The 21,557-nt window shown below is 38.6% G+C and carries 19 protein-coding genes; 7 read left to right on the plus strand and 12 right to left on the minus strand.

Translation table 11 applies throughout. The features are described from left to right. From A7967_RS07850 to A7967_RS07870, 5 genes are all read right to left on the minus strand, one after another. Complete coding sequence (locus A7967_RS07850) at positions 1-1,119, minus strand: beta-ketoacyl synthase N-terminal-like domain-containing protein (protein WP_054203841.1); 1,119 nt, start codon at positions 1,117-1,119, stop codon at positions 1-3. Then, positions 1,119-1,391, minus strand: coding sequence for an acyl carrier protein (locus tag A7967_RS07855; protein WP_054203842.1), 273 nt, complete (start codon positions 1,389-1,391; stop codon positions 1,119-1,121). Before A7967_RS07855 ends, A7967_RS07850 begins: the two co-directional genes overlap by 1 nt. Beyond that, positions 1,382-2,545, minus strand: a complete 1,164-nt coding sequence (locus A7967_RS07860) for an ABC transporter permease (protein WP_054203843.1) — start codon at positions 2,543-2,545, stop codon at positions 1,382-1,384. The genes A7967_RS07855 and A7967_RS07860 overlap by 10 nt, the downstream gene beginning before the upstream one ends. After that, positions 2,539-3,462, minus strand: a complete 924-nt coding sequence (locus A7967_RS07865) for an ABC transporter ATP-binding protein (protein ID WP_054454714.1) — start codon at positions 3,460-3,462, stop codon at positions 2,539-2,541. Before A7967_RS07865 ends, A7967_RS07860 begins: the two co-directional genes overlap by 7 nt. 68 nt (positions 3,463-3,530) lie before the next feature. After that, positions 3,531-5,582, minus strand: coding sequence for an NADPH-dependent 2,4-dienoyl-CoA reductase (locus A7967_RS07870; protein ID WP_054203845.1), 2,052 nt, complete (start codon positions 5,580-5,582; stop codon positions 3,531-3,533). 218 nt (positions 5,583-5,800) lie between these two features. Here A7967_RS07870 and A7967_RS07875 point away from each other — a divergent pair, with 218 nt between their 5' ends. Beyond that, the gene (locus tag A7967_RS07875) at positions 5,801-6,619 is read left to right on the plus strand and encodes a hypothetical protein (RefSeq protein ID WP_054203846.1); all 819 of its coding nucleotides are present in this window, start codon (positions 5,801-5,803) and stop codon (positions 6,617-6,619) included. Positions 6,620-6,664: 45 nt separating this feature from the next. Here A7967_RS07875 and A7967_RS07880 read toward each other — a convergent pair whose 3' ends face one another. Further along, positions 6,665-7,114: a DUF2141 domain-containing protein gene (locus A7967_RS07880; RefSeq protein ID WP_054203847.1), complete on the minus strand. Its 450-nt coding sequence runs from the start codon at positions 7,112-7,114 to the stop codon at positions 6,665-6,667. Between the two features lie 80 nt (positions 7,115-7,194). Between A7967_RS07880 and A7967_RS07885 the strand changes: the two genes are divergently transcribed. From A7967_RS07885 to darH, 4 genes are read left to right on the plus strand one after another with little or no spacing between them, the layout of a single operon-like run. Continuing rightward, positions 7,195-8,115, plus strand: coding sequence for a hypothetical protein (locus A7967_RS07885; RefSeq protein WP_054203848.1), 921 nt, complete (start codon positions 7,195-7,197; stop codon positions 8,113-8,115). Positions 8,116-8,124: 9 nt separating this feature from the next. Beyond that, positions 8,125-9,279: a beta-ketoacyl-ACP synthase III gene (locus A7967_RS07890; protein WP_054203849.1), complete on the plus strand. Its 1,155-nt coding sequence runs from the start codon at positions 8,125-8,127 to the stop codon at positions 9,277-9,279. Positions 9,280-9,292: 13 nt separating this feature from the next. After that, a complete protein-coding gene (locus A7967_RS07895) occupies positions 9,293-9,694 on the plus strand; it encodes a DarG family dialkylresorcinol biosynthesis protein (protein WP_054203850.1) in 402 nt (133 codons plus the stop codon). 10 nt (positions 9,695-9,704) lie between these two features. Then, a complete protein-coding gene (gene darH, locus A7967_RS07900) occupies positions 9,705-10,709 on the plus strand; it encodes a BtrH-related acyltransferase DarH (protein WP_054203851.1) in 1,005 nt (334 codons plus the stop codon). Positions 10,710-10,759: 50 nt separating this feature from the next. Here darH and dapA read toward each other — a convergent pair whose 3' ends face one another. Next, complete coding sequence (dapA, locus tag A7967_RS07905; protein ID WP_054203852.1) at positions 10,760-11,674, minus strand: 4-hydroxy-tetrahydrodipicolinate synthase; 915 nt, start codon at positions 11,672-11,674, stop codon at positions 10,760-10,762. Between the two features lie 170 nt (positions 11,675-11,844). Here dapA and A7967_RS07910 point away from each other — a divergent pair, with 170 nt between their 5' ends. Together A7967_RS07910 and A7967_RS07915 are read left to right on the plus strand one after the other, a co-directional pair. Further along, a complete protein-coding gene (locus A7967_RS07910) occupies positions 11,845-12,498 on the plus strand; it encodes a DUF6058 family natural product biosynthesis protein (protein WP_054203853.1) in 654 nt (217 codons plus the stop codon). Positions 12,499-12,781: 283 nt separating this feature from the next. Then, entirely contained in the window at positions 12,782-14,836 is a 2,055-nt protein-coding gene (locus tag A7967_RS07915) for a fused MFS/spermidine synthase (RefSeq protein ID WP_054203854.1), read from the plus strand. 81 nt (positions 14,837-14,917) lie between these two features. On the opposite strand, the gene A7967_RS07920 is transcribed toward A7967_RS07915, so the two are convergent. The 5 genes from A7967_RS07920 to A7967_RS07940 form a co-directional block, all read right to left on the minus strand. After that, positions 14,918-15,307: a hypothetical protein gene (locus A7967_RS07920; RefSeq protein WP_054203855.1), complete on the minus strand. Its 390-nt coding sequence runs from the start codon at positions 15,305-15,307 to the stop codon at positions 14,918-14,920. A gap of 460 nt (positions 15,308-15,767) precedes the next feature. After that, positions 15,768-16,286 carry an SEL1-like repeat protein gene (locus A7967_RS07925; protein ID WP_054203856.1) on the minus strand — a complete coding sequence of 173 codons (519 nt, stop codon included), beginning with the start codon at positions 16,284-16,286 and terminating at the stop codon, positions 15,768-15,770. Positions 16,287-16,463: 177 nt separating this feature from the next. Next, the gene (locus A7967_RS07930) at positions 16,464-17,156 is read right to left on the minus strand and encodes a hypothetical protein (RefSeq protein WP_054203857.1); all 693 of its coding nucleotides are present in this window, start codon (positions 17,154-17,156) and stop codon (positions 16,464-16,466) included. 549 nt (positions 17,157-17,705) lie between these two features. Further along, entirely contained in the window at positions 17,706-18,053 is a 348-nt protein-coding gene (locus A7967_RS07935) for a hypothetical protein (protein WP_231658974.1), read from the minus strand. 375 nt (positions 18,054-18,428) lie between these two features. Next, a complete protein-coding gene (locus A7967_RS07940; RefSeq protein WP_054203859.1) occupies positions 18,429-21,557 on the minus strand; it encodes an efflux RND transporter permease subunit in 3,129 nt (1,042 codons plus the stop codon).

Genomic DNA, 21,557 nt, shown 5'->3' on the forward strand with positions numbered 1-21,557 from the left:
TTAACCCTTGTAACGCTGTAATACTAATGCAGCATTATTACCGCCAAAACCAAAGTAATTAAACAAAACAGTATCCACGTTATTAAAGTGTGCGCCGTGATAAAACGGCCACATTAGCTCTTCTTCACTATGCGTATAACTTGGTGGCGTATAACTTCCTAGCTCTAAACATTTAACAAATAGCGCAATTTCTATCGCGCCGCATGCGCCAAGGGTATGGCCTGTATAAGGTTTAAACGCAATGATAGGCGGTAATTGTTTTGCTGATATTTGGTCAGTAGTTAATGAATCACGAATAAATAGCGATGAGAGTGCATTACACTCTGCTTCATCATTCCCAAGCGTCGCTGTGCCATGCACTTTAATTAAATCAATATCGTCACATGTAATATTTGTTTGCGTTAAGCACTCATTTATCACATGCGCTATATGGCTACCATCTTCTTTAGTCATGGTTAGACTGTATGTATCACACGATGATGCACCACCAAGAACTCGCAAATTACATTGTTCAGTGGGTGTTGAGGATAAATATAACGCACCAAGGCCTTCACCTAAAATGAGCCCGGAACGCCCTTTTGCAAATGCAGCTAATCCTGTCGCGCTGATCAAATCTAACGATTTAAATCCTTCAACCGTAAGCGGATTATAAAACTCGCAACCAATAACCAGTGCGTGCTCAATTTTTCCTTGTGCTATTAACCGTGTGGCATATAAACAAGCATTAGCACTGGCAGTACATGCTGTACTGAAAGTAAACTCAAGCTCGTTCAAACCATAACGCTTGACCAGCTCTTGGCTTATTTTATCAGTTTTTGATAACCATAATGTATCTTCAGCTCCGAGCTCAACGGCACTAATATCAAGAGATGTTGATCCCAAAAATAGACTGGTTTTTGCAAGTTCGTCAGCTGACAACTGTAATTTCTTAAAAAGTGGTAAAAGCAAGGTGTCAAAATGCGCCAAAATACCAAAGAAATCATTACAGCTAATTTCATCACGGAATGATTTAAATCCAACACGCGTACCTTCTTGCGTGGTTATTTGGCTACTTTTTTCACAGCCTAATGACGCCGATAGCACGTCGCTGGCATTTAAATACACATCCCGTAAAGTCATTACTTTTCACGCTCACGAACAATAAAATCGGCTATAGTATCAATAGATTGTAAATGCTTTCGCGTTTCTTTTGAGCCTTCAACTTTAATTCCAAAATGCTGTTTAAGCACAAGCGATAGTTGCAGAGCATCAAGTGAATCTAAATTGATACGTGATTGACTACCAAACAATGGCTCTGAGTCAATAATATCTGCGGGTTCAAAATCATCTTCCTTATCGCACTCAGTAATGATTAACTGTTTCAATTGTAGTTTTAGCTCTGCTAATTCCATGTCAAATTCCTCATTTTTTTATTAAATGTCCATAATGCGGCAGTAAAGCATAACAATGAAAAACCCCAAAGTGATGCACTATATTGCCAAAAAGTGTGATCAATCGATTCACTCATAAGCTGTCGTAATAATTGCGCTGACCAGTACATAGGCGAGCCATTAGCAAGTGCGGCTAAATTATCTGGCATAATTTCCAGCGGTACCATAAAACCACTCAATGCGGCTAAAATAATATTTACCCCTCCGCCTACAACAATTGCTTGCTCGTAACTCGATACCAAACTTGCCAATAGCAAGGCAAATGCGATGGCCGTACAACTGACGGTTATAAAGGTCAGTATGCTATAAAGCAGCCCATGCAAAGATAAAAGTGGTAAATCTAAACAATACGGGATCACAATACAGCCAATCAGCGCAAGTAACCCTCCTTGTACTATACTCACCAACACATATGCACACGCCTTATTATAAAAGTAACGAGCCATACTAATAGGGTAAGTTTTTAACCTAACTAAAGTCCCATTATTGCGTTCATTAATAAACGTCAATGAAATGGGCAGCACAATGAAGTAGATACCAAATACCCACCATGCGGGCACACTATTTAATGCGGGGTTATCGAGTGCCTTGATAGATTGTTGCGCTAATAAATAGCTGACATCTGAAGCAGTTATAATCTGACTTATTTGCTCATTGAGGGGCAAATCGACATCTAAATCACCAGTATCTAACATATACAGATACAATTTTAATTGCGCTAAGCTGGCTTTTACTTTTTCAGTCATCAGCATGCGAGTTTGTGGCGCGAGCTCATCACTAATTTCCAGCGTTAGTTGGCTCGTGCCTTGTCTCATTAAAATTAACTGATCAAATTTAGGAGCAATCGTCAGTGTGCTTTGTTTAGTTTGAGTAATAGGTGAACTTGGCACTATAAAACCCTGTGCTTTTAATAGTTCAATTAAAACATTGCTATGTTTGCTGTAGGCTTTTCCAATGACACTTAACGATAAATTAGACTGCATATTCTGTTGTGATTGACTACTTGCCATCGTCATTATCACCATAAATAAAATCGGCATCAGTAACAACACGGCTAAACTATGCAGATCATTTGCAATTAAGCGTGCTTCTTTTTTTACTGTATGGATTAGCATAATGGCTCCGCAAATAGGTCGCGATAAAGCTGCTCAATATGATTGTCTGAAAACGACAATGCTTTAATATCATCACTTAATTGGCCGAGTGCACTAAACGCAGCGCCGAGTTGTTCACTATTATTAATAACCAACTGATAGTGATTACCTTCAAGCGTCACTAGCTGCTGACTAAAAAGCGTGCTTTGAGTGTTTAATAACGGCTTAAATGTAGAAAAACTCAAAGAGAGCTTCTCGCTATTTAATGCTTCACAGGCAACAACTTTTCCACCGCGTAAAAATACCACGTCATCGCATAACTGAGCCACCTCATGCAATAAGTGGGATGTATACACTAACGTTTTCCCTTGGCGTTTTAAATCGAGTAAAAGCGTAATTATTGCATCTCGAGATAATGGGTCTATCCCTACGGTAGGTTCATCTAAAAAGATAATATCAGGCTGTTTACTCAAAGCTATGGCAATATTTAAACGACGTTTATATCCCCCCGATAACGTACCTGCGGTTTTATTAACAACCTCTTCAAGGTTACATAATTTAATAGCTGCTGCAATCTGTTCGGCATGTAAGTGGCGGTTTTTTTCGCTAATAGAAACAAAGAAAGCTAAATTATCATACACACTTAACTCATGATAAAACGCAAAATCTTGCGGCACTAAAGCTACTTTTTGTGCAATTGCTTGAGTCAAACCGTACTGTTTATAAAATGGGTAGTTTATAGCACCTGTTTGCGCCATTAATAAACCCGTCATTAAAGAAATTAAAGTCGATTTACCTGCACCATTTGGCCCTAAAATAGCAGTACAACTGCCTTTAATTAAACTAAGCGACACGTTATCGATACTCAAAGGAGCATTTTGCTTATAACCAAAGCTAACGTTTTCTAACGTCAACATAACCGGTTTTACATGCGCCATAACTTTACCTGCTCCATTGTCACATCCTTGTTATTATTTTTGACCACTTTAAACATCGTTATCATTTATTATAAACTTTGTGCCAGCGAGAACGCTTCGCCTATTGCCCGTTGTAAATCCAATTTTTCAGCTTTTAATGCACCACCAATAAAGCTAACTGGAATCAATAACTGGCTAAGCTGTTGTTGATATTCAGGGAGTACAGATTGCTGACCACTGCAATTAACAATATGGTCAACGTCCAATAGTCGCTCACGTTTACGCACACTTAAGTGTAGCCCTTGAGCATTTATCTTTTGATAATTCACCGCAGCAAGCATTTTTACACCTTGTTGCTTTAAATGCTCACGATGGATCCACCCTGTGGTTTTACCTAAATCAGCACCGTGTTTGCGTAGCTTACGCTGCAGTAAGTAAACCTCATTAGCCGCTGTAGATTTGCCTGCTTTATCTTTTATCCCGCCTGGGTAAGTAACGCTAAGATCGATCCCCCACTGATGAGTAAATTGATCAGCATCCGTCGTATCACTTTCATGAAGAGGTAACAGCTTCGTGTTTGTAACCATATGATTTGCAGTTATAAATGTCGCTACATCAAATCCAATGCCACCGGCACCAATAATGGCGACTTTTGAGCCCAGTTTGACTTCACCATTAAGTACTTGCTGATAACCTACAACGTTTGACTGTTCAATTCCCTCAATATTCGGCGTAGCTCCTTTAACACCAGTGGCAATCACACAGTGGTCAAATTCAGATAAAGTTGCTATATCGGCACTGTTTTGCAAATGAATTACAACATTGAGATTTGCTAAGCGACTTTTAAAATAACGCAGGGTTTCTTTAAACTCTTCTTTGCCTGGTACATTCGCTGCTAATAATAGCTGCCCGCCCAATTGGGCGGTTTGTTCAAATAATGTAACCTGATGTCCTCGCTCCGCACTATATATAGCACAAGCCATACCAGCAGCTCCGCCACCAACGATAGCTATATTTTTTATCATCTTGGCTGGTTTTATAGGCATTAATGTTTCATTGCAAGCCCGTGGATTCACAATACAAGAAGCAGGCAAGTTAACAAAAATATTATCTAAACAAGCCTGATTACATGCTATGCATGTATTTATTTGTTCGCTTTGCCCTGCAAAGGCTTTAGCCACAAATTGACTATCCGCTAAAAATGGCCGCGCCATCGAGATAAAGTCAGCGTGTCCATCCACTAACAATTGTTCTGCAACTTCAGGTGTGTTAATTCGATTACTCGTAATAACAGGCACTGACACCGCAGCTTTTAGGCGTTGGCTTAATGATGAAAATAGCGCTCTTGGTACACTGGTTGCAATTGTAGGAATACGTGACTCGTGCCAACCGATACCCGAATTAAGCATATCAACACCTGCACTTTCTAATGCGTGTGCTAATTGCAGCACTTCGTTAAACGTACTGCCATCGGCCACTAAATCAAGTAATGATAAACGAAAGATTAGAATAAAATCATCACCAAGCGCAGCACGAACGCGCGCGACTATGCAAACAGCAAAACGAATACGGTTTTCATAACACCCACCCCATTGATCATCACGATGGTTAGTCGCTTTGACTATGAACTGATTGATTAAATATCCTTCCGATCCCATAATTTCAACACCATCATACCCTGCTTGTTTTGCAAGCTTGGCGCACAGTACAAAATCATCAATTTGTTTTTCAATTTGTTCATGTGTTAATTCTGCAGGTGTATAAGGGCTAATAGGCGCTTGGATAGCTGAAGGCGCAACTTGTTTAGGATGATAACCATAGCGTCCTGCATGCAATATTTGCATGCAAATTTTAGTACCGTGGGACTTAACAGCCTCGGTAATAAGCTGATGATGTGCAACCGCAGTTGATGAATCTAAGACACTGCGATTTGGTGCTAAAATACCTTCTGGATTTGGTGAAATTCCACCAGTGATAATTAGTCCAACTTGCCCCTGTGCCCGCTCGCCATAAAAAGCGGCTAAACGCTCAAATCCCTGAGGAAGCTCTTCTAGATTAGTATGCATAGAACCCATCACTACACGATTTTTCAGTGTAGTGGAACCTAATTTGAAAGGCGTAAATAAATGGCTATATAACATGAAAACAACACAATTGTGGTACAAAACCGCGCTAGAGTAACAAGCTTTAATTATGACTGCAAAATTTACTGTTATATTTTAACATTCGCAGCAAAATCAGCATACTTTATATCCATAAATGAAAAATAGGCCTTGTTGTCCCCTTCTTCGGCGATTATCATTATAGCCACGCAGATGACATCTAATCTGCATTTTCTTCTTTTAAACAAGGAATGATTATGTTTTCATTAAAGTCGTTATTAATAGGATTAAGTTTAGTTACATTATCAAGTTCTGCCTTTGCTTTAACTTCCACTGAGCAACGTGATTACGATCGCCTAATATCAGGTGATTTAAGCCAGCTGACAATGGCAGCACAATCTATAGTTGCAAACAATATTTCAAATACGCAAGTGCTTGATGTACTCGCAGAGTTTGTTGCACAAAATTACCTTAGCGCACCTGATTATCAGCTAGACTCAATAGCATGGGCATGTAGAGCGCTTGGGGAGTCTAATAGTGCCCGATACCGTGATTTACTTTATCGTGTAATTAAAAGTGACGCTCATAAGAAGGTACGTAAACACGCTAAAAAGTCGTATAAACGTCTTCCAAAAAGTCATGTTGAACAATACACCATCGGCAGTATTAATTTAGAGCAACTCCAAGCCCTTCCAAAAAAAGCGACACAATCCCGAAGTATTGAAGAACAAGCTTTACTAGACATTTCTCATGGTAATGTTCTTGAAATAAAACGTTTAGCTCAAGATTACGCAATAAGAAGTGATGCATCACAACAGGTAACCGATACTTTAGCTGAGTATTTTGCGCAAAATTACCAGCAAGCTCGTAAACAACAATACGATACATTAGCGTGGGTATGTAAAGGATTAGCAAGAAACACAGATGGTCGCTATAAAAGACTAATTGAAGACGCTGCGCAAAATAGCTCAGTACGTGCATTACGCAAACATTGCCCAGCACATATCAAAGGAAAAGGCCCCTATTACCAAGTAGGCACACTTAATTTAGAAGAAATAGCAAAGCAATTTAACTAACCTTACCTTAGGTTAAATAATACCAAACATAAAAGACGCCGCGAATTAGCGGCGTCTTTTATTATTAACTTTTACCTTAATCGCTTCATCTTGTGTCAATTGGAGTACACAATCTTCAGGTTCTGGTTGGCCCATCATTAAACTTGGATTATTTGAAAAGCCTACAGGCTCACGCGGAACCGAGTTTGCAGCAAGATCTAGTTCCCCATTAGCATTTAAATCTTGAAAAAAACGAACGCAATACTTTCCCACGGGTAAATCTTCAACCGTAACATCGTGTACAGCCGCGGACACTGGTAGTTGCTGTGTTGTGATCACCGCCAACGTATCCCAAGAACCCTCGCTATCATTACAATCAAGAACTTGATAATGAAGGTTACCTTCTTGCTGTTTGAATTTAGCGAATGAAATAGCCAGCGAGATACGGTCTGAATTAGCTAAAAGCTGACCAGAAAACAGCATAGGCATCATTAAAATAACCATTATTTTCATCATGTAAACATCCATTTATATGGTTTGATTTTTGATAGTTATGTATAATAGCGAACTTTTAGGACGTTAGGAAAGGTAAAAGGATGCGCAAGGTCCTCGTTATTCATTATTCACAAACGGGTCAACTGACTAATATTACAGAATCAATTGTCACTCCTTTACGTGCCAATGAAGCTATAACTGTTGATTATTTGAATTTAAAACCAAGTACCCCATTCCCATTCCCATGGCCTTTTTTGACATTTTTTCATATATTTCCTGAATGCGTAAAAATGACTCCCCAGCCTATGGAAGTCGTTGAGCCTGCACATGATGACTATGATTTAATTATTTTAACTTACCAAGTCTGGTTTTTATCTCCATCATTACCTATTTCATCATTTATGCAGTCAGAGCAAGCACAACGACTACTTAACAATAAACCTGTCATTACCGTCATTGGCTGTCGTGGTATGTGGTTAAGTGCACAAGAAAAAATGAAGCAGCTACTAAAAAATGTAAATGCCAATTTAATCGATAATGTCGTGCTTAGCGATGAATGTGGAACTGGTTTTAGCTTCTTAGCAACGCCTCTTTGGATGTTCTCCGGCAAGAAAAAGTCAGTTTCGTGGGTACCTGCAGCAGGGGTAGCGGAGCATGAAATTAAAGCTGCCAGTCGTTTTGGTGTTGCGATAGAAAATGCATTACACGCACTGCAAGATAAACAATACTTACAACAACCTGTATTAAAAGGCCTTGGCGCCGTTAAAGTAAATGAAAAGTTTATTGCAAGTGAGCGTGTTGGCCAACACAGCTTTCGCATTTGGAGTAAAATCCTCAGTACGCTTGGCCCAATGCACTCAACGCGGCGCAGTTGTGGGCTATTGATCTATGTGTTATTTTTGCTGACCTTAATTATTACTGTAGTACCAATTACTGCAATAATAAAAAAATTAATCACCCCCTTAACTAGAAAAAGAATTGCCAAGCAAAAAGCCTATTTTGCCGAGCCATCAGGAGAGTAGTTGTACGTTATGGAAAATGCTGTATACATAAACAACTTGCATGCTGTATTGCCTAATGAAGCTGTTAGTAATAAAGAAATGGAAGTTGTATTAGGTGAAGTTGGAGGGCAGCGCTCACGCGCTAAACCAGTCATTTTACGTAGTAATCAAATTAAAAACCGCTACTACGCCATCGACCCTCAAACAGGCGAGTATAATTATACCAATGCCTCTTTAGCTGCAGACGCAGTACGTGGTTTATTTTCAATTGATGGTACCCGACTAGATCAACTGGACTGTTTAGTTGCAAGTACCTCAATGGCCGATCAAATCATGCCTAATCACGGTGTTATGGTCCATGGTGAACTTAAAAACCCAAGCCTTGAGGTTGTCTCAACTGCGGGGATTTGTTTGTGTGGTATGACTGCACTTAAGTACGCCTACCTAAATGTTAAAGCAGGCGAAAGCCAACACAGCGCCGTTGTTGCAAGTGAATTAGCATCAAATGTAATGCATTCCCGAAATTTTAGTGCTGAGAGTGATTACAAAGTAGACATGCTGGATCAAAAACCTGAAATTGCTTTTGAAAAAGACTTTCTACGTTGGATGCTTTCTGATGGTGCAGGTGCTGCATTATTAAGTAACCAAGCAAATCCTACCGGTTTATCTTTGCGCATCGATTGGATTGATATTATCTCCTATGCAGATCAGCTAGAAGCGTGTATGTACGCTGGCGCTGAAAAAATCGATGGGCAACTTAAAAGCTGGACCCGTTATGACTCTAAAGAACGAGAACAGCAGTCAATTTTATCAGTCAAACAAGATGTAAAACTACTTAACGAAAACATTGTAAAATACACTGTTGAAGATGCCCTAAGTAAAATAGCTAAAAAACGTGCACTTACGGCCACTGATTACGACTTTTTCTTACCGCACTATTCTTCAGGTTACTTTCGTGAGCGTTTATTTGATGGCCTAAGTAACATCGACTTTCAAATTCCATTTGAAAAATGGTTTACGAATTTAACTGAAAAGGGTAATACGGGCTCTGCGTCAATTTTCATTATGCTGGACGAGTTATTTAAGTCAGGGCGATTGACTGACGGTCAAAAATTACTGTGTTACGTGCCAGAAAGTGGGCGTTTTTCAAGTGCATTTATGCAATTAACCGTAGTTAGTCGATAGTTAAGAGCACTTTATGAAAAAAGATGACGTACCTCAAGATAATAGTAAAAGCTACCAAGGCCAAAACAAGTTACTTTACGCTGTAGATGATAGCGGTCATTATCAAGGGGTTAAATCATCTGGTTGGGAAATCGAAAGTTTTGCAACCCAGTTAGCTGTTGATGATTTAAATGAACAAACCGCGCAAGCTCTTGAGCAAGCATTGCGCGGTGAAATTTCACCACTGGCATATCATATGCTAGCAAGGCGCTTTGATATTGCGACCCTTGCTGGCGCCAGTGGTTTTTTCCAATGGCAAATCAAACGCCATTTACGCCCCGCAATTTTTGCCAAATTGTCTGATAAAAACATAAACCGCTATTGCGATACGCTAAAAATTAGCCGTGACGCCTTACTTTCATTGCCTTCACAATAACGAACTCTTCATGCCTGACATTATTTTACCGATTAACCACCAGCAATCATCACATTGTGAAACTGGTGTTGTAGCCACTCTTTTACAAAGTAAAGGCATTGATATGAGCGAGCCAATGGCTTTTGGCCTCGCTTCGGCCCTCACTTTTGCTTATTTACCTTTTGTAAAAATAAGTGGTATGCCGCTTATTGCTTATCGCATGCCACCAAAAACAATCATAAAAAAGGTATGTAAAAAACTAAATATTGATCTTGAAACACGAAAATTTTCAAACCCAGATGTAGGAATGCAAGCACTCGATGACGAACTTGCCAAAGGTAACTTAGTTGGCCTGCAGAGTTCTGTTTATTGGTTGCCCTATTTCCCTGAAGATATGCGTTTTCATTTTAATGCGCATAACTTAGTGGTATACGGTAAAAATGAACAAGGTGAATACTTGATCAGCGATCCTGTATTTGAACACCCTGTCACCTGCGCTGCAGAGGATTTAAAAAATGCCCGTTTCGCCAAAGGGGCTTTGGCAGCCAAAGGACTCATGTATGTGATCCGCAGCACGCCAACTCACACACAGCTTGAACACGTTATTAAACCAGCCATTAAAAAAACCGCAAAAATGATGAACGGCTTAGTATTGCCTTATTTTGGTCTAAAAGGCATTCGTCATATGGCGAAACAAATTCGTCAGTTAGATAAAAAGCCACCTAAATATGCCCGCCTTTATCTAGCTCACATTGTGCGTATGCAAGAAGAGATAGGCACCGGTGGTGCTGGATTTAGATTTATGTATGCGAGCTTTTTAGAGCAAGCCGCACAGCTCACTCAAACCCCTGCTCTTAATCAATGCGCTGAACACACAACATTAGTAGGTGACTTATGGCGAGAGTTCGCTATGGATGCCGTTAAATATTGTAAAAAACGGGGTGACATCAGCTTAGACGATATAGCCAATAAGCTCGAACAAGTCGCTGAGCAAGAAGCTAAGCTGAGTAAATTACTCATTGGAGCAGTAGCCTAAAACAAAAAAGTCACCCAAGGGTGACTTTTTAAGCTCAGTAATAGACTGTTTTAGCCTATCACTAAATCCTTAGTAACTAATGGTACCGCGATATCACCAACAAAATCGTCAACTGATAATGCATTTATAAGAGTAACGCCCTGCGTTTGTTGCTCGTCATTAAGTGGTACATACGGTAATCTAAATACAGGTTTAACCGCCCCTGTCATCATCAATGCCGTATTAATCGCTATTGGGTTTGGCTCACAGAATAACCAGTCGATCAAAGGCTGTAATGATTGATTTAAATTGTCGTTTTGGGTATCCATTAATTCTCGGAACAAACCAGGGATCAAATTAGAAGTTACTGAAATAACGCCATGTGCACCAAACTTATGGCGAGCGTCATGTGCTTCATCATCATTACCAGACCAACATGCAATACCTTGCTGTTCATAATGGCTAACACGCTCATTACCACCACACTCTTTTACACCAATAAAGTTTTCGTGTTGAGCTAAAGGCTCCATAATGTCAGGCGTTAAATCTTGCCCTGTGCGACCGGCTACGTTATAAATAAACGCAGGTCCAATCGCTAATACACGTTTAAAGTGCTCTTTTACGCCAGCCAGTGATGTACGCCCGTAATAAGGGTTAATTTGCAATGCAGCATCCATACCACTTGCAAAGCCATATTCAGTGGCTTTAACTGCCTCACGGGTATTATTGCTGCCTGTATTGCCCACTATAATCAACTTACCTGAGTACTTATTAACGCTGTGTGCAATCAGCATTAAATGCTCTTCCCAGTTCATTAACTGGCCTTCGCCCGTTGTGCCACCAACAACAATACCATCAACACCGGCAGCTATTTGCTGTTCAACTAAAAAATCGTACGTGGCTAAATCAATTTCACCAGTACGAAGATACGGCGTTTTAATTGCTGTAATAAGACTTGCTTGCTTAATTTGTTCTAGGGAGCGCATAAAAAAATATTCTTAAAAAAACTTGCCGTATTTGTATCATAAAAGCGGGCATTTTCCGAGTATTGGGGCACTAATTTATTAAATAACTTGTGTTATTCAGGTGCATAGGCCAAAATATACAACTGTATAAATAGACAGTATATTTATTTTTTAACCTTGAGTGCACTTTTATGCGTTTATCACGATTTTTAGCAACCCACTTTTACCATAGCGAAGAGCTTTGCCATGCTTTAGCAATCGATGAAGACACCCTTGGCGATTGGCAACAAAATGGGTTATTCCCAAAACCTAGTTATTGTATAAAAAACCAGCTTAGTTGCAGTTCCTATTCAGGGTTATATGAATGTGAAGAATATGACGATTATTACCCACGAGGTTGTGTTAATTGGGGGCAAGGTTTAGCAAAACAAAAAATAGAATCATCTAGCCATGCTTTTAATTATTTTGCACAACAGTACACAGCAAGCTTAACTAAATTAGCGCAACAAGGATTTGAGTTTAACGAAGAGTTGTTTGGCTGTGAACTTGAAGAACATTTGCAGCAAGTATGGCAACAGTTTTTATGTAGTAAATACGGCGTATTAACACAAAACGGATTAATCGACGAAATGGCCGCCGTCGATATAGGCCGCCTAATCGTAGACGATATAACTGAGCTGCGTACTAAAGCAAACTTAACACAAGATGAGCGTATAAAACTACACCCTGCATTAAAGTTACTTAACCGTGCCCTGAGCCACGGCGCTGATCACGAAAAGCAACAAACATTGCGCACACGGTATATTGATGCTTTGGTACTTAAATATGATTTATCAGTGAAGTAACGATTAACACTAACGACAATCAAATCAAACACGCATAAATGCTATATGAGGCTCATTCGACTACCCCATTTTCAAACAAAGTATTAATTGAATAGCTAAGTATGTAATAATCTCAATACATCAGGGAGTTATACCCATTTCATTAAATTAGTGAGCCATTATTAAATAACGCAGTTTATGAGTTATTTAATTCACTAGCATGATCATGCTTTTAATAAAATGGATATTAGTAGTGCTGTTTAACTTAAAAGCGGCCTACTTTAATGTGGGTTAGTGTTTATTTATGGCTTTTTTAATTACGATTTTTCTTAGTTCTTTTTTACTCTTTCAAATTCAGCCAATCTTAGCAAAAATGGCATTGCCAATTTTTGGTGGAGGAGCGGCAATTTGGACAGCTTGCATGCTGTTTTTCCAGCTTTTCCTGCTTTTAGGTTATCTATATTCACACTGTTTAACTCGGTTATCTAAATTAAATCATCAAGTGAGCATTCACTGTACTTTAATTGCCCTTAGTTTACTTTTGTTACCCATTACTTCATTTACAAAAAGCACAATTTTTGAATGGCAAACCCCACAGCTTGAGATCATATTTTCATTATTGCTTAGTATTGGGTTTCCCTATTTTTTATTGTCAGCGACAGCGCCATTAATTCAAAAATGGTATAGCACAATAGAAATTAATAAAGAGCCGTATCGACTATATTCATTGTCTAACTTAGCGTCATTATTAGCACTGTTATCATACCCATTTGTTATTGAGCCAATATTTAATACAACATTACAAGCAAACATATGGTCGACCTTGTACACCTTATTTGCAGTATTTATGCTTTTAAGTGGGTATCGGCTTTACAATACACAGACTACTAACAGTGAAAATACAGCTAAAAATACCGCCGTCGAAAAACCAATTAAGGTAAGTAGAATACTGTTATGGTTGTTGCTATCTGCTACGAGTGTGACAGTGATGGTCTCAACAACTAACGCAATGACTATCAATATACCGCCAACGCCTTTTCTATGGATACTTCCCCTGTGTATTTATTTGCTTAGTTATATAATTTGTTTTAATACCGAAAAATGGTATGTACGTAAGTACTGGTTAATCTTATTTTGTGGTTGTTCAATCGCGTCATTATTGATGTTTTTTATTGGCACACAATTTAATATTATTACGCAAATTGTTATTTATACTTTAATTTTATTCTCTGCTTGTATGCTATGCCATGGTGAGTTATTTAGCCTAAAACCAAAAAAGCACGCGCTTACTTGGTTTTACTTAATTATGGCGCTAGGTGGAGTTGTAGGCAGCGCATTCACCTCCATTATTGCTGAGTATTTGTTTACTCAATACTACGAGTTTCTCATTGCAATCGTACTTGTTTATCTGCTTTTTTGTTGGTCTGTTTATTCACATCAAAATACGGCTTCATTAAGTAAGCAACTAAAAAAGCACAATATGCACCTTATGCTAATGGCTGCGATTGCTTTGACCTTATTTGGTGGATACTTTTTAAAACTCAATAACCTGTATAACCAAGAAGATATATATACGAGCCGTAATTTTTACGGCACATTAACGGTTAAAGATTTTACAAACACTGAGCAGCCAGTACGCATGCTGTTTGATGGCTCTACATCACATGGCACACAGTTATTATCAACAGATAACACAATCCCTACTAGTTATTACCGCGAGAATACCGGTGTATCATTAGCATTGCAGCACTTCAAGAATGAGACTACAAAAGTTGGCATTATTGGGCTAGGTACGGGCACACTAGCAAGCTACGGAAATGCGGGTGATGAATATGTATTTTACGAATTAAACCCGCATGTTGAGATTGCAGCAAATCGCTATTTTAGTTACTTATCAGCCTCCAAAGCAGATGTCTCTGTGCGCTTGGGCGATGCGAGGATCACATTACAAAACGAACTTAAACAACAAGGTAGCCAGCAATATCAAATTTTAATCGTTGATGCATTTTCCAGTGACTCTATTCCAGTTCACTTACTGACCTTAGAGGCCTTTGAACTGTATTGGCAGCACTTAGAGAACGACGGTTTACTGGTGCTGCATATTTCTAATAACCACCTTGATTTATTACCATTAGTAGCCACCTTATCTGAAAAAGCGGGCATGCAAATGCAGCATTTTTATTCCGCCTCCGATGATGAAAATGAACATACGGCAGAATGGGTAGTGGTTACCAATAACCAAGACTTTTATCTTGATAATTCGATTAAAAAACGCGCCACTTATTTTAGTTTGAATAAAGAGCAGCGTATTTTATGGACTGACTCATATTCTAATCTTATTTCTATCATTAAATTTTAAGTGTTGGAAGATGAGCAGTAATGCTTGGTGTGGCCCTCAGGGCCTGCTTTTATATGTTTAGGCACCAAGCAATTTCATTTTTTATCTGTGTAAATGCGCTAGGTTCATCCATTGCTTATCTCTACTACAATCGAGTAAAGCAAGGCGATCGTGATCACATAGCTCAGAGGCTGTTTGAAATGATTCAAACAAAAGTGATGAATTAAACATCTTTGTTTCTGGGCATGTAAAGGATATTTCATTCTCCGTTACGACTACTTTCAAGCTCCAACTTTTACTCTTGGTAGATGTATATTCAGTGATACCATTTTTTTCAGAACATAACTCGTAGTTATATTTAAGTATACGAGTTTTAAAGTCTTGCAATAATTCTTTCTCTATTTTCGGAATTTCCAAAGATTCAATATCAATTATGTCACCAGATAATTTCACTACAGACGGATTAAATATTCTAACGATTGATCTTCTCAATTTGGCTCCTTAAATCATTCTGCGATGATAAAAACACATAACGAGCTTGTAAAAGAACAACTCATTTAAAATTTATTTTTGTTGATGATTTACCATAGCTTAGTTCCTATTTTGCTTCAATCGATTACTTTTATTTCGCGTAAAATATAAAAAGAAAGCTTGGGGTTATTTTAATACTAAAAGCTTGGTTACAGAAGCTAGGACGTGCGTTTATCCCGCACTTCGGTTAGTACACTTTTTAAGAAATAACCTCTTGGGGATAAAAATTAATTGAATTATTCACAAAGAGGCTAAGCGCTTAAGAAGACATAAAAATATATAAATAATAGGTCTAGAAATTAGATTGCTTTGTGCTGTTAGACCAGAGTTAGTGATTTGGGCATACAGTCAGAAATCATCGTAATTAAAACTTACAGCGAAAAATGAATTTTAGCTCAAGGTCTATCTTTGGCTACGTTAACTACTCAATCATATCAACTTCATATAGCGTGCTGAGACTTTCATATTTATGACATTTTACATCAACTTTATTTGTAGACGTATTAAGAGACTTTTGACAAGTAACATGCTGAGCCTTTAACCCGTACCTTTTAATGTATTCATTGACTATTTCATTTATATTTTGTTTTTGTTCAGCTGTGGCGTATGAATAAAAATATTCATACTCTGTGTTCCACTCTTTTACATTTGCCTCTTTGGCTACACCTAACCACCCCATTCCAAGCAGAATTGACTGTTCAACATATTGACCTTTTAAAAACATATAAGCTAATACGTACTGCGAGCCTTTGTAACCCCATGCAGCGGGCTCCTTAAGCAAATTAAATGCTTGTTCATAATTTCCTTTTTTATATTCAGTTATTCCTGTCATTTCTTTAACTTCAAGTGAGAGTGATGACTTTCTTATTGTGCTTGTTGATTCACATGACAAAAGTAGAAAAGAAAGTATAGTTATTATTATGGTTTGCTTTATTCTCATACCGTTCCTTTATAAATACTCAAAAATTTATAGCATTCAAACAAGTTTGTCGAATTACTCTTTTTATAGTATTTTAATTGATATATCAACCATACCCGAGATCCTATTTAAATGTTGAACAGTCAGCTTTAGTGCTCACTGCCGACCTCAGGGCGTGTTTTTATATATTTATTACGATCAATTAGAATGTATTGTTAATAATTTCCTGTCAAAAATAGCCGTTGAGTCAGGGTCAGATGGCTGCATTAAAACATTTAAATAATATGGCGATGCACCTTCTAAATCTATAGGCTCATGATTCACAGTAATTGAACTACTCCCATTAGCAGCTTGTGTGATGTCTATTGAGGGTTCATCAGGAGAAAAATATACATCATTTTCTCCTGAAAAGAACACATTCATAGTAGCTGAAGGCTCCAATAACCTATAGTTCAAGTCAATTGTAAAAGAGGTGTCTTGACCTTCGTATATATCTGTAGAGGATATGTATACTATTTTCATAGCATTTCCATTACATGTATCAGGAATGGAGTTTAGTCGCTCTAAAGATTCTGGCCCATCAGTCTCACTCGTTGTAGTTAAAATGTCATTCTTAATATCTAAAGAAAAAGTGAAAGTCTGACCATTGGAAGTTATAATTAAATTATTCCCAACAACTTTCATACTGGTATCATCAGTTATTTGACTATAGCTGCCACTAAGTGAGCATTCATATCGAATTACATCACCATTATTCATTATTTTAATAATGCTTTCTTGGTTCCCTGCTTCATGCCAAATTCCTGAATATTTATTATTACTCTCTTTATCATTTCCACAGCCTAATAAAGCGAGAGTCAAAAATGAACATCCTATTACTTTTTTTACCACAATTTATCCTTTAGTTAAATTTATTGCCGTACCTTGAAAAACAAACCTTTTAGCACTAACTTTAAGCAACTTATAGTTATTCCGTACTATAAATTAATGTATTTACTCATCACTCTTGATCATGGAAGATACTTATGTTGATCACGAATATGTGAGCCAAAATAATCGTGTTTGTTGATCACCAAAAGTAATTTTTTTATACGCTGACTCCGAGGTTGTCGTAAAATCAATTATCTATAAGATCTGAGAAAACGGTATTAATTTCTATCCATCGGCTTACTGTATCTGCAATAGGCACAAAATGAAAGGCTTAGAGGTCTCACGCTTTGCTAACCTTACCGAGATCTATTGGGCAAATCGAAACTTACATACACAGTTTAGAGTGTCACTTAGGTGATACCCAGCTAATTATTTATTGCAAGGAAAAGCACACTTATAAATAAAAAACGACAGTCATCAGATCGCTGGCATTGAAAAACAAGGGATTAGCGCTGTTAAAATTTGCGGTGGAAAGTGAATTTTTGTGTTTGCTGTCCAGCTCAGGGCGTATTAGTGGTTGTATGCTGCACTATAACTTATTGCTGCTATTATAAAAAAGAACAGCCATGACAAGTGTTTACCTCGAGTAAATAAAAGTGAAACAATACCGCTTAAAGCAAATACAGTAGCAATTATTGTAAGGATTTCATTATTAATATTTACACTTGGGTTTGATAAAACATACAAAATACCAGCAAATCCCCACCAAGCTAACGTAGTTAAATGCCAAGCGAACCTTAAAACCCGTTTCGTGAACCAATCACTGCCTAATAATTTAGGTAAGTTACCTCTTCGAAACAAACGAGTTAATAAATACTTTTCACCTAAATAAGAGTGAACAACACCAATGATCAACAAAAACAAGACAGCCATCTAAATTTAACAAACACAACCGTTCCACTAAATTTACTTTTTAGGTTATGAATTTATCTTTTACTACTGCGTTACTTTCATTTCACCCATTAAATGAGCTATTTTTACTTTTAAGCCTAAATTACGCGCATGAAAATGACTGCATAATTGCAGTGTTAACTTTTAACTAAGGACTTTTAACTTTATACCAGCAGATTTCACAGTTACCTATATTCGCTCGTCGTTTAATGTGTAACACAAGACGTAAGTTTACACGCCTTGTGTTATGATTTTAAAACAAACGTTGATCATACAAAGCAATTTTATAACTCATTCTCTGAGCAATAATTTTCATAATGCACTCTATGATTCATTGCTTTGTTATAATTGCTGCTGGCTAAACTTCGCGTATAATACCGGCAACACAAATAATGTTAAAAACGTTGCCGTAAATAAACCACCTACAATCACCGTCGCTAATGGTTTTTGAATTTCAGCCCCAATCCCTGTCGATAACAACATTGGGATCAACCCTAGAGCTGATGTTAATGCCGTCATTAATACTGGGCGTAATCGCGATAATGCACCATTAAACGCAGCCTCGTTTAAGCTATCTCCCGCTTTAACACGGTTATTAATACTTTCGACCATCACGACACCATTAAGTACTGCAACTCCGAACAAGGTTATAAAACCTACAGAGCTTGGGACAGACAAATATTGCCCTGAAATATATAAAGCAACAACGCCACCAATAACAGCTAAAGGTACGTTAACTAAGATCAGTAAAGCTTGGCTGATTGAACCAAAAGCAAAATAAAGCAGTAAAGCAATTAATGCCAAAGAAATAGGCACAACTATTGATAAACGCTGTTGTGCTCGTTGCTGATTTTCAAATTGGCCACCAATATTCACCCCATAACCGGGAGGAAGTTCAACTTGCTGTGCAATAACACTGCGAATATCTTCAACTACCGAGCCCATATCGCGCCCTAGTACATTGGCTTGAATAACTACGCGGCGTTGTACATCATCTCGGCGAACTTGTGGTGGGCCAGATTCAATTTGAACGCTTGCAACATCACCCACTCTGACGATAGCGCCACTAGGTGATGACAAGCGTAAATCTTCTATTGATTCTGGCGAATCACGAAATTGCTTAGCAATCCGTACATAAATATCATAGCGTTCATTAGCATTGATAATTTGTCCTGCCGATGTGCCACCAATCCCCTGCTGCACGATCGACATTAAATTGCCTACAGATAACCCATAACGAGACAACGCTTGGCGGTTTGGTTTGATCACTAACTGCGCTTCACCTGCAATTTGTTCCATTGCCACATCTTTTGCACCAGCAACACCTTTTACTGCTTGTTCTATTTCTTGCCCTTTCGTCACGAGCACATCTAAATCGGCCCCAAATAGCTTGATCGCTAATTGCGCTTTAACACCAGATAGTAGCTCATCAACACGGGTTGCAATTGGCTGTGAGAAGTTAAAGAGTAAACCTGGGAACTGCTCTAATTTTTGCTCCATAAGCACTTGTAATTGCGCACGGTTACTAGCCGATTGCCATTCACTCACCGGTTTTAAGCCAAGATAAATTTCTATATTGTTTACAGGCTCCGGATCACCTCCCACTTCAGGGCGACCCACTCGGCTTAAGGCATACTCAACTTCAGGAAACTCTAACAGTATTGCTTCAAGCTTTGGAGCAACCATAAGTGCAGTTTCAAGACTGGCTGAAGGCGCAAGCGTAACGCGTAAGTTGATAGTGCCTTCTTCTAATTCAGGCACAAATTCAGTCCCTAATTGTGGTATCAACACGGCTGCAATGACAACTAACCCAGCCGCAGCACATATAACTGTTTTACGAGCACTCATCGCCCAACGTAAGCTTACTTTATAAGCGTTATCTAATGGCTCAAGTATTACACTACGCCTAACGGTCACGCCTTTAGAAAATAAATACACAGCCATAGCAGGAACGATAACAAGCGCGACTATTACAGCTGCAATAATTGCTAACATAATGCTTATCGCCATTGGCTGGAATAACTTAGCCTCCACCCCTTCAAAGCTAAACAGTGGCATAAAAACAACTAAGATAATTAATGCCGCAAAAAATACCGGTCTTGCAACTTCTTTAGCAGCTAGCGTGATCAAATCGGCAGCTGAGTGCTGCGTTTGCGTATCGTCAGCATGCTTAGTTAAATGGCGAAAAATATTTTCAACCATAACCACAGAGCCATCCACCAGCATACCGATTGCCACTGCAATGCCACCTAGTGACATTAAATTCGCAGATAAGCCTAACCACGCCATAACGCACAATGCCATTCCAATTGAAATAGGGATCGACAGTAACACCAACAGAGTCGCGCGAAGGTTCATCAAAAACAACGCCAACACCACAACAATAAAAATGAATGCGAGTAACAGTGCATCAACTACTGTATCAACCGCTTTGGTGATCAAATCAGCTTGGTCGTATAATGGTTCAAACGTCACCCCTTCTGGTAATGCCTGATTAATCAACTCAATACGCGAACTTATCCCATCAATTGTTTGTTTGGTATTTGCACCAATACGTTTTAATACAACCCCCGTTACAACTTCACCTAATGATTGAATATTTCCTTGAGCATCTTTTTTACTCATTGTTGCAGCACCTTGGCGGATCTCACTGCCTAGCGATACCTGTGCGACATCTGCGATTGTGATCACTTTACCATCAATGGTTTTTAATGGTGTTTGTGCAATTTCTTGCAGCCCTTTGGAGCCTGCATTAAACCACCCTGTACCACGAATAACGAGTTGCTCTTGGCCGCGGTTCATATACCAACCGCCCACATTGGTATTATTTTCTTCAAGTGCTGTAACAACTTGCTGTTGTTCTAACTGGTAAGCCAACAACTTATTTGGATTAAGATTTACTTGATATTGACGAACATCACCACCGAACGACAACACTTCAGTCACCCCATCCACCGGTAATATTAGTAACTTTACAATCCAATCGTTTAAGCTTCGCAGCGCCATACTATCAAGGCCTGATTCAGGAGATGCCGCTAATAAGTATTGGTAAACTTGACCAAGTCCAGAAGTATTCGGCCCCATTTCTGGCAAACCTATACCATCAGGGATTAACTCTTTCGCAGCTTGTAAACGCTCGAACACTAATTGACGAGCAAAATAAATATCTACCCCTTCTTTAAATACAACAGTCACACCCGATAAACCCGTTTTAGAAATAGAACGAACTTGCTCTACATCGGGTAATGCATACATTACTGCTTCTATTGGGTACGTTATTAACTGCTCGACTTCAACGGCCGCTAAACCAGGTGCTTCAGTATTTACAGCAACTTGCACATTAGTAACATCAGGAAACGCATCAAGGTTCAATTTTGGGATCACTAATGCGCTCATGGCAATCAACACACACAGTGCTAACAATACCAATAACCTGTTAGCGATAGCGCTATCTATTATTTTATTAAACAT

Source organism: Pseudoalteromonas neustonica (assembly GCF_001653135.1).
GTDB classification, from domain to species: domain Bacteria; phylum Pseudomonadota; class Gammaproteobacteria; order Enterobacterales; family Alteromonadaceae; genus Pseudoalteromonas; species Pseudoalteromonas neustonica.

What these genes read in the sequence shown, in the direction of transcription:
- A7967_RS07850 (WP_054203841.1), bottom strand. Translation starts at nt 1,119, where the DNA reads ATGACTTTACGGGATGTGTATTTAAATGCCAGCGACGTGCTATCGGCG.
- A7967_RS07855 (WP_054203842.1), bottom strand. Translation starts at nt 1,391, where the DNA reads ATGGAATTAGCAGAGCTAAAACTACAATTGAAACAGTTAATCATTACT.
- A7967_RS07860 (WP_054203843.1), bottom strand. Translation starts at nt 2,545, where the DNA reads ATGCTAATCCATACAGTAAAAAAAGAAGCACGCTTAATTGCAAATGAT.
- A7967_RS07865 (WP_054454714.1), bottom strand. Translation starts at nt 3,462, where the DNA reads ATGGCGCATGTAAAACCGGTTATGTTGACGTTAGAAAACGTTAGCTTT.
- A7967_RS07870 (WP_054203845.1), bottom strand. Translation starts at nt 5,582, where the DNA reads ATGTTATATAGCCATTTATTTACGCCTTTCAAATTAGGTTCCACTACA.
- A7967_RS07875 (WP_054203846.1), top strand. Translation starts at nt 5,801, where the DNA reads ATGTTTTCATTAAAGTCGTTATTAATAGGATTAAGTTTAGTTACATTA.
- A7967_RS07880 (WP_054203847.1), bottom strand. Translation starts at nt 7,114, where the DNA reads ATGATGAAAATAATGGTTATTTTAATGATGCCTATGCTGTTTTCTGGT.
- A7967_RS07885 (WP_054203848.1), top strand. Translation starts at nt 7,195, where the DNA reads ATGCGCAAGGTCCTCGTTATTCATTATTCACAAACGGGTCAACTGACT.
- A7967_RS07890 (WP_054203849.1), top strand. Translation starts at nt 8,125, where the DNA reads ATGGAAAATGCTGTATACATAAACAACTTGCATGCTGTATTGCCTAAT.
- A7967_RS07895 (WP_054203850.1), top strand. Translation starts at nt 9,293, where the DNA reads ATGAAAAAAGATGACGTACCTCAAGATAATAGTAAAAGCTACCAAGGC.
- darH (WP_054203851.1), top strand. Translation starts at nt 9,705, where the DNA reads ATGCCTGACATTATTTTACCGATTAACCACCAGCAATCATCACATTGT.
- dapA (WP_054203852.1), bottom strand. Translation starts at nt 11,674, where the DNA reads ATGCGCTCCCTAGAACAAATTAAGCAAGCAAGTCTTATTACAGCAATT.
- A7967_RS07910 (WP_054203853.1), top strand. Translation starts at nt 11,845, where the DNA reads ATGCGTTTATCACGATTTTTAGCAACCCACTTTTACCATAGCGAAGAG.
- A7967_RS07915 (WP_054203854.1), top strand. Translation starts at nt 12,782, where the DNA reads ATGGCTTTTTTAATTACGATTTTTCTTAGTTCTTTTTTACTCTTTCAA.
- A7967_RS07925 (WP_054203856.1), bottom strand. Translation starts at nt 16,286, where the DNA reads ATGAGAATAAAGCAAACCATAATAATAACTATACTTTCTTTTCTACTT.
- A7967_RS07940 (WP_054203859.1), bottom strand. Translation starts at nt 21,557, where the DNA reads ATGTTTAATAAAATAATAGATAGCGCTATCGCTAACAGGTTATTGGTA.